The following is a 7,497-nucleotide window of genomic DNA, read 5'->3' as shown; positions in this document are numbered from 1 at the left end:
CCCGTCAGGATGAGGAACCACAAACTGATTTCGTTTTGGCATTGATCAGACTTCCTGAAATGTTGACGCTGAAAACTGAGTTAATCAATTGAAGCTAGGGTTCCCAGTCGGAGAGAAGCAGTCGCGATTGCTTTGTAAGCTCCGAAGGATCGATAGCTGAGCTAACCGAGTTGACCCTTATGGAGCAATTGCAACAAGCTGGGGGTTGTTGCTCAATAAAGTACTCAAAAATAAGTTGATTATTTTAACCCACGAGACAATGGAGGTTCCAGGCTCTAAATTAATCCTAAAAAACTGTTTTATGACTAGTTGAAATTTTGGTATGGCAAAGCAGAAACGAGTGCCTAACGGCGGACGATTAGCGCTTCGCGCAACTCCGTAGGAACCGCGCCGACTGCCGAATCAAAAACTTCGCAGTCGAGAACACATGCTCATGAGTGAAGTCGATGCACTGTTAGAAGCTGTAAGAGAACACAGTCGTTATGGAGATCGCGATTACGCGCTCATTCTTATGATGTTTCGTCATGGATTGAGAGTGGTCGAAGCGGCCATGTTGGAGTGGAAGGACATTGATTTAAGTTGCAACAGCATTTACATCCGGCGAGTGAAGGGGAGCCAGTCAGGAGTTCACCCCTAGAACACGATGAGCGAGACGCGATTCTGAAACTTCAACAGCGTGATGTGGCTCAAATTTTTGTAAATGAACGGCAGCGATCGTTTCTCATTCCTGCCACGATTCCAGGTCGAGCAGACAAAGCAACGGGAATTTCGCGGGTCGTGGAGCGCATTGGTGAAGCCCCGCTAATTTGGGCATCAAGGTTCATGCTCACATGCTGCGGCATTCGTGCGGGTACTGGTTAGCGAATGGGGGCTATGATACCCGGTTGATTCAGGATTAGGGGCACAAAAACATTCAGCACACGGTGAGGTATACAACGCTGAATCCGGAGCGGTTTAGAGCAATTCGATGGAGGAATTGAGGGGGAGTGAGCAGCGGCTAGAAGATGAAATTGCTTTGGTCGAAAGTCGGATCGATAAACTACTTTCCTGGACGCCGAGGCTTCGGCAACCATAATCTAATTCCGACAATGCTGATGATTCCCAATCCCCCTAGAACGACCCAGAGTTGACCAGGGCGATGAGTTCTGACATCCAGCGTTTCGGACTGGGACGTGTTGAGGAAACGATCGATTTGATCGCGCTGCGCAAACAGTTGATCATTTGCACTCCTTGACCAATTGCGCGTGAACGGGAGTTCTCCTTGTGACCCTGTGACCAGGATCAATCGAGAAATCGATCGTCCTAGCACATCGTTTCTCGACTGCACACGCGTTCTGATGAGGTCAGTTTTGGCAACATGCAGCGTTTGTAAGTTACCGATCAGGGGTTCATGAGCCAGTTCGCAGAGCACGCGACTGGTTTGAGAACGGCAGTTGAAATGAACGAGTTCACCCATATCCGAGATCGCACTCCTACCAATTCCGGTCACGGATATGGCGAGAACGGAATTGGTGGTCAGTTTGAAGAGGAGAAGACGCGATCGCGCATAGAGCATGAGGTCATCTTAGTGCCAAGAATGAGCCAAAATACACCCCGTAATTGATTTGGAACGATGGGGGGGAGAGTGGAAGCTTTGGAGCATAGGTTAGGGAGTGGGATGGAAGCGTCGCTAGAGGCGGCTCATCGCTTCTTCAAACTTAACGGCCGATGCCAAGAAACCGTCTCGATCAGGATGCATATCGTCATACCAAGTATAGGGTTCTGTGGCATAGCGGCAATCGAGGTAGTGGATTTTAGTAGATTGAGTAACTCCTTGAATGACATCGTTCAGTCTGTCGATGATGGCGGCGCTGACTGAACCTTTTGGGGTTGATACGCTCACAGTTCCTCCTACGCAGCTTCTGACTTTCTTAGAATCGGTTGCTTCGTGGTTGCCAGCGTTTCCAGTAGCGTTGCTGCTCGTACTGCGGAATTGTACAGCTTAATTTCTTCTTGAAACCGTTGTGCGTTCTGCTTATAACGAGGCGATGCTAAAACTGTCTGCACTGCCGCTCGAATTTGCGTGGGTGTTGGGGTGTTCGTTTTGAGATCAATTCCGGTGCCTGTCCATCGCACTCTTGCACAGATTTCTGGCTTTTCCTCGGTTTGTCCTGCTGTTACCAGTGGCACTCCGTTCGCCAATGCCATTTGCACCCCGTTGAATCCACCATTCGTCACCATGACATCTACATGCGGCAATAAGTGAGCATGGGGAAGAAACGGCTCCAGCCTGACGTTAGCCGGAATAGATTCTAGATTCAGCCCCTCGATAGCTTGTCCTCCAGTAGTTGCAACCACCAAGACCGCTTCATTAGCGAGAGCTTGAAGGGTTGGCACAATCAAATTATTCGCTTGGGTGGCAATCGTCCCTTGCGTGACGTGTACGACAGGCGTTTCACTTTGGAGATCTTGCCACCAAGCGGGTGGCACAAAGTCGGCGGTTGGAAGTTGTAAAGATGAGCCGATGAAGTGAATTTGAGCGGGTAAGTCACGTCGAGGATATTCGAATGAAGGGGTCGTTCCCTGCAAGTAGAGAAATGGTGACAGGGCAGCACCAAAAAAGTCTTGCCCTTCCGGAGGAAGTCCTACACGGAGACGAATTTGATCCAGATAAATACTGACATCCCGCATCAACACATGCTTCGACAGCCAATTCAATCCCCTATTGCGAAGCTGCCCAAAGGCGGAATGATTCGGCTGCATTGCCAACCCAAAAGGAGCCGTATCTCGGCTGTTGAAAGGCAAAGCAGACATCCCAAATCCCGCCCACGGCAGCCTGGTCTGCTCATGCAGCCAAGACATTCCCAGAAAAAACACATCGCATAACAATACATCAGCCGGAAATTCTTGAAGAATCTCGCTCAAGTCTTGAAGTTGGGTAACAGCAGCATCGATAAACGCATACTTCAGATAAAACTTGAATTGAGCAAACCCCTTCAGCGCATCGCGTCGTTCTGCCCACTCTTCTGGAATGCTGCCGGGTAGGGTAATGTCGATACCTCGACGAATGGGCACATGATGAGCACCCGTCGCTTCTACCTTCGCTTGGAATCCTTGTCCGGTGTACCACCAAACCTCATGCCCTTGAGCTACTAATTGCCGAACAATTGGTAAAGCGGGATTGACGTGACCAATTGCTGCAATTGTCCCGACTAGAAATCGTGCCATCAATCTTATGAATTAAACGTTTATTTCATAACTCTGCGGTAAGCCTTCTCGTCTGTCAAGCTCTAATGAAACGTTTATTCCATCAGCAGGTAGGATGAAACTAAATGAACTAGGGATGCTCATGGGTCGTAAAGCACAATTACCAGGCAAACTGAATCACTCGGTTCGAGACCCAGAAGCGACCAAGCAGCAGATTTTAGATGCGGCGGAGATTGAGTTTGCCGGGCAAGGGTTGAATGGCGCTCGCGTTGATGCTATTGCGGTGCGAGCAGGGGTTGCGCCGCGGATGATTTATTACTACTTCCAGAGCAAGGAGGGGCTGTACCAAGCGGTGTTGCAACGTCCTGCAACCCTGCTCCAGAGCGTGTTTCAGCAATTGAATTTAGATGAATTACCGCCTGATGTGGCGCTAACGTCACTAATCCAAGCTGCGATTCAGTACGAAACGGCGAACCGCAATCGAGGAATGCTGTTGTTTCAAGAAGCGATCCAAAATCAGGGACGGTATTTCAAACTGATTCCGTGGCACGATCCCATTTCACTACTGGCTAAAATCTTGGAGCGAGGCGTAGAAACGGGAGTGTTCAGACCCTTAGATATTCAAATGACGACACTTAGTATCATTGGCATTTGCACCTTTTACGCGAACGCCTACGAAAACGTGAAGCACCTCACACCTGACCAAGACCTCTTGAGTCAGACGATGATTGAGCGTTACACACAAGCAGCCATTCAACTTGCACTCAGGGGCATTCAAAATAGTTCTTTGGAATAAATAGTCAGGATTGTGCTGATGATGTCTGCACATTTCCTAAAACAATGAATGTACTCCCCTAGTACCTAGATGCACCCACCTCAGTCTTCCCAACTTTTCCAATTTCATATCTCAGCTAGGATTGCTATAGAAGGACCTCTCATTTCTAGCGCTCCTGACATGAGTTGTAGAAATTGCTTGAACAGGCAGTGCAGAAGGACTTGGATTGATGACAAACAATCCAAGTCCTTCTGGTCAAATAATTCGTCGCTCTACACCCGTGTAAAAAGTCTTCTCCTGAGAAGCCACCATCCACCCAAATGCGAACGAGTCGTGGCAGGCGTTGGCGTTCCTGATGCACCTGCTGGAGCAACTGCTTTGCCCCTTCGCGTTCGGGGACATTACCTGCAACGACTGGCACAGCAATCAACAGTCCCAAGGTATCAACCAAGGTAAAGCGCTTTCTACCCTTGATTTTTTTGTCAGCATCGTAACCCACCGCTTCATGCACCATGACGGCAGTGGGTACCGTTTGAGAGTCCAGACTGGTTGCACTCGGGCTGGCAAGGCAGGGCTGTTTTGTTAGTGGTAGAAAAAGTAAGGTAGGCGTGTTCCCTGTCTGAAGCGTCTTGCCATGAGTCTGATTGAGCATCTCAAACAAATCCCCGATTACCGCACGCAGCCGCGCTATCCGCTGTGGGTGGTGCTGTTACTGGTGATCATGGGAACGATGAGCGATTGTTTAGGGTATCGCGCTTTAGGCGATTTCGCCGAGCGCTATCAAGCGGTGTTGTTAGACTTGCTAGAGTTATCCCACAACCGCCTGCCCTCGTATTCAACGATTCGCCAAGTGATGATTCGGATCAACTTTGAGGCCATGACGACCTCGTTTAATGCGCAGGGCTGATTTATTGAAAGAAGGAAAAGAGACGACGCACATCATGAGCAAGCTGTCTTAGTCCCTGAGTCACTGAGGTAAAGCCATGCTGTCGAAAGAGGTTGACAGCAATGGTTCTCAGAATGGCAAAGTTCTCTGGTGCGTAACCTGCACACAAGGGCGTTATGTCTTCACGTTCAGGGGGTGACAACGAGCCTGTAACCATTGCCACAGAGCAGTTACAGCCGTTCTGCTCCCGATAAAAATTGGCATTGCTTTTGCCATTCATAGAACATTTGCCCTACCTAAGCGGTGACAGAATGCCTGATCCAAGCGACAGCTTCTAATATTTTAGAGAAATAAAATCAGATTCTTTTTGCTGCTTAATGCCTAAATCTCTTTCTACACAAGCGCTTCAAGGTCGTTGTCACCCCCTGAAGTCTTCACGCAGAACAACATCTTTGACCCAGTGCAAGCGATTTTCAATCTGCCAATGGTCACGAATGAGCTGAGCGAATTCAACGGCATCCGTGGCAACTGAACTGATGTAGAACATCGTTTCATGAGTGGGTTTAGTGCCGCGAATTCCAGTCCGTTGCACTCGAATTAAGCGCTGTACTCCCACCCAAGCCGCACCGAGATTTGCTCCAGGATTGAGGACACTCACGGTACGATGGGTGACGCGGTTCCTCGTTTGTTCAAGTTGATCATCAATGCTCTGAGGTGCGTGCTGCTCAAACTCGGTTTGCAAGTGTTCGTAGAGCTTAGGCTGATTGCCTTTGACGGCAATCACAAAGTCATTGCCACTTGCGATAATCTGCTCAACTGTTTTTTTGGGTATGTAATGCATCGAGACTCAAGCAAACGTTCTGCAATTTCAGCGTTTCCAGTAACGTTCTCACGGTGTCAATCTCGCTGCCCGCCTGCGTGTGCATCGGCATCAGTCCGACCACAATGCCTTGACGGACGCAGAACGCAGACACGACATTGACAAAATCTTGATACCGACTGTCGTACTCTTCGACACTGGCTTTGATGCTTTTCCCATCGATAGCAAGTTGCTCCCCAGGTTGCAATCGAACCTGTTCTGCTGCCCAGGCATTGAATGCGCTCGTGACTGAGGCAAAGTCAACCCGAATCATCACTTGTCGGATTGTTGAGTACGACGGTAAGCGATCATGGGGCAATTCCATTAGCTTCAGCAGCACTGCTTGATGCCGCTCGACGAACTCGCCCAAAGCCCGATAGCCGACTGCGCCGCTCATCGTTCCCATGATAACCAACACTAACACCGCCCATAGCGGGTAGCGCGGTTGAGTTCGATAATCTCGCACTTGTTTGAGATGCTCAATCAAGCTCATGGTCAGTTACAACATAATCACCGCCTTGATTCTAGTTTTTCTCCTGCCAATAGAACAGCCCTGCGTTTAATGCGTGGGCAAGCGAGACGGTTGCCGTAAAACTTGGCGAAGCCATCGCGGTCGATGGTAAAAGTATCCGGGCGAGTCTAAGCGAGTACGACACCCGCTATCAAGATTTTGTCAGTGTCGTGTCAGCATACTGTACGCAAACGGGATTGGTAATTGGGCTACAAGCGATGCGCAATCGGGGAGGCAGCGAGATTGAGACAGTGCAATACTTGCTGCATGAATTGAAGTTAACAGGGGTGTGTTTCAGTTTCGATGCCTTGCACACCCAAAAAAACGGTTGAGCAAATCATCCAGAGCGGCAACGACTATGTGATCACAGTCAAGAAGAATCAGCCAACCTTATATCAATTTCTAGAGACTCAGTTTGCGCAACAGACACCAGATAGCTTGGACATTCAGAAGGAACACACTCGAGGTCGTGTCACCCAACGTATCGTGAGTGTCCTAAACCGCGTCGAAGATATTGACGCGGCTTGGGTCGGCGTGCAGTGGTTGATCCGAGTTGAGCGCAGCGGCACTCGAGGCGCAAAGCCGTACCACGAAACGATGTTTTACATCAGTTCGCGCCCCGTCGATGCAGCCGATTTGAGCCAACGGATTCGCGGACACTGGCAAATTGAAAACGGATTGCATTGGTCGAAAGATGTCGTGCTGGAGGAGGACACGGCACCGCTCTATGCAGGCTACGCGCCTGCCAACTTTGCCATACTACGGACGATGGTCATGAATCTGTTTCGACAGCATGGCTTGACCTCGATTACTCAAGGACTCAGACGCCTAGCACATGATATCCCTCTCCTTTTTTCCTTCTTTCAATAGAACAACCCTGGGGCTGGCAAGGTGGTCTGCGCCCACTCTCACCCATTGCACCAGATGGTCATGAATCCGCTTCCAACTGCCATCTTTGCGCCATTTGCAGAAGTAGTAATAGACCGTTGAGTAAGGAGGATACTCATTGGGTAGAAGTCGCCAAGCGCAACCTGTTACCAGCACATACAGAATCGCCTGGAGGACGCTCATCAAGCTGACGCTGCGGGGTCTACCCGTTGTGTAGGTTGGATGGAGCAGGAATTCAAATAATTGGTATTGTTCGAGGTTGAGTTCTGTGACGTAGGCTAGATCCATAGCTTCTTGGAAGGCTGTTGAAACTTTGTATATGATTCAGCCTATGACTCCAGGAAGCTTTCTTACAGTACGAGTGCTTATTGCTACTTTCTAAACATCCTCTT

Annotated in this window: 13 protein-coding genes and 1 pseudogene; 7 read left to right on the top strand and 7 right to left on the bottom strand. The window is 49.4% G+C overall.

Annotated features, from left to right (window positions below):
• Positions 1 to 433 precede the first annotated feature (433 nt).
• From AC5I6P_RS06120 to AC5I6P_RS06110, 3 genes are read left to right on the top strand one after another with little or no spacing between them, the layout of a single operon-like run.
• On the top strand, positions 434 to 637 hold the full coding sequence (locus tag AC5I6P_RS06120) for a tyrosine-type recombinase/integrase (protein WP_495692866.1): 204 nt from the start codon (positions 434 to 436) through the stop codon (positions 635 to 637).
• Positions 580 to 861 carry a hypothetical protein gene (locus tag AC5I6P_RS06115; RefSeq protein WP_495692868.1) on the top strand — a complete coding sequence of 94 codons (282 nt, stop codon included), beginning with the start codon at positions 580 to 582 and terminating at the stop codon, positions 859 to 861. Before AC5I6P_RS06120 ends, AC5I6P_RS06115 begins: the two co-directional genes overlap by 58 nt.
• Positions 831 to 899, top strand: a complete 69-nt coding sequence (locus AC5I6P_RS06110) for a hypothetical protein (protein WP_495692867.1) — start codon at positions 831 to 833, stop codon at positions 897 to 899. Before AC5I6P_RS06115 ends, AC5I6P_RS06110 begins: the two co-directional genes overlap by 31 nt.
• 140 nt (positions 900 to 1,039) lie before the next feature.
• Here the strand turns inward: AC5I6P_RS06110 and AC5I6P_RS06105 are convergent, their stop codons facing one another.
• Positions 1,040 to 1,456, bottom strand: coding sequence for a hypothetical protein (locus AC5I6P_RS06105; RefSeq protein WP_495692865.1), 417 nt, complete (start codon positions 1,454 to 1,456; stop codon positions 1,040 to 1,042).
• Here AC5I6P_RS06105 and AC5I6P_RS06100 point away from each other — a divergent pair.
• Complete coding sequence (locus AC5I6P_RS06100) at positions 1,439 to 1,603, top strand: hypothetical protein (protein WP_495692864.1); 165 nt, start codon at positions 1,439 to 1,441, stop codon at positions 1,601 to 1,603. The genes AC5I6P_RS06105 and AC5I6P_RS06100 overlap by 18 nt on opposite strands.
• A gap of 66 nt (positions 1,604 to 1,669) precedes the next feature.
• On the opposite strand, the gene AC5I6P_RS06095 is transcribed toward AC5I6P_RS06100, so the two are convergent.
• Complete coding sequence (locus AC5I6P_RS06095; RefSeq protein WP_495692863.1) at positions 1,670 to 1,882, bottom strand: hypothetical protein; 213 nt, start codon at positions 1,880 to 1,882, stop codon at positions 1,670 to 1,672.
• A gap of 8 nt (positions 1,883 to 1,890) precedes the next feature.
• Positions 1,891 to 3,207, bottom strand: a complete 1,317-nt coding sequence (locus tag AC5I6P_RS06090) for a glycosyltransferase (RefSeq protein WP_495692862.1) — start codon at positions 3,205 to 3,207, stop codon at positions 1,891 to 1,893.
• Positions 3,208 to 3,301: 94 nt separating this feature from the next.
• On the opposite strand from AC5I6P_RS06090, the gene AC5I6P_RS06085 reads away from it, so the two are divergent.
• Positions 3,302 to 3,982 (top strand): TetR/AcrR family transcriptional regulator, encoded by a 681-nt coding sequence (locus AC5I6P_RS06085; protein WP_495692861.1) that lies wholly within the window; start codon positions 3,302 to 3,304, stop codon positions 3,980 to 3,982.
• 145 nt (positions 3,983 to 4,127) lie between these two features.
• Here AC5I6P_RS06085 and AC5I6P_RS06080 read toward each other — a convergent pair whose 3' ends face one another.
• The gene (locus AC5I6P_RS06080; protein WP_495692860.1) at positions 4,128 to 4,613 is read right to left on the bottom strand and encodes a transposase; all 486 of its coding nucleotides are present in this window, start codon (positions 4,611 to 4,613) and stop codon (positions 4,128 to 4,130) included.
• On the opposite strand from AC5I6P_RS06080, the gene AC5I6P_RS06075 reads away from it, so the two are divergent.
• Positions 4,596 to 4,868, top strand: coding sequence for a transposase family protein (locus tag AC5I6P_RS06075; RefSeq protein ID WP_495692859.1), 273 nt, complete (start codon positions 4,596 to 4,598; stop codon positions 4,866 to 4,868). The two genes, AC5I6P_RS06080 and AC5I6P_RS06075, sit on opposite strands and share 18 nt — an antisense overlap.
• Position 4,869: 1 nt before the next feature.
• Here the strand turns inward: AC5I6P_RS06075 and AC5I6P_RS06070 are convergent, their stop codons facing one another.
• Together AC5I6P_RS06070 and AC5I6P_RS06065 are read right to left on the bottom strand one after the other, a co-directional pair.
• A complete protein-coding gene (locus AC5I6P_RS06070; protein ID WP_495692858.1) occupies positions 4,870 to 5,127 on the bottom strand; it encodes a hypothetical protein in 258 nt (85 codons plus the stop codon).
• A 138-nt stretch (positions 5,128 to 5,265) separates the two neighbouring features.
• Positions 5,266 to 6,199 (bottom strand): annotated as a pseudogene (locus AC5I6P_RS06065) (ISAs1 family transposase).
• 321 nt (positions 6,200 to 6,520) lie between these two features.
• On the opposite strand from AC5I6P_RS06065, the gene AC5I6P_RS06060 reads away from it, so the two are divergent.
• Positions 6,521 to 7,087, top strand: a complete 567-nt coding sequence (locus tag AC5I6P_RS06060; RefSeq protein WP_495692857.1) for an ISAs1 family transposase — start codon at positions 6,521 to 6,523, stop codon at positions 7,085 to 7,087.
• Here the strand turns inward: AC5I6P_RS06060 and AC5I6P_RS06055 are convergent.
• Complete coding sequence (locus AC5I6P_RS06055) at positions 7,046 to 7,393, bottom strand: transposase (RefSeq protein ID WP_495692856.1); 348 nt, start codon at positions 7,391 to 7,393, stop codon at positions 7,046 to 7,048. The two genes, AC5I6P_RS06060 and AC5I6P_RS06055, sit on opposite strands and share 42 nt — an antisense overlap.
• Between the last annotated feature and the right edge of the window lie 104 nt (positions 7,394 to 7,497).

The sequence above is a fragment of the Myxacorys sp. genome, assembly GCF_059501405.1.
The sequence above is the reverse complement of the archived record's forward strand: the minus strand, read 5'-3'. Positions and strand labels throughout refer to the sequence as shown.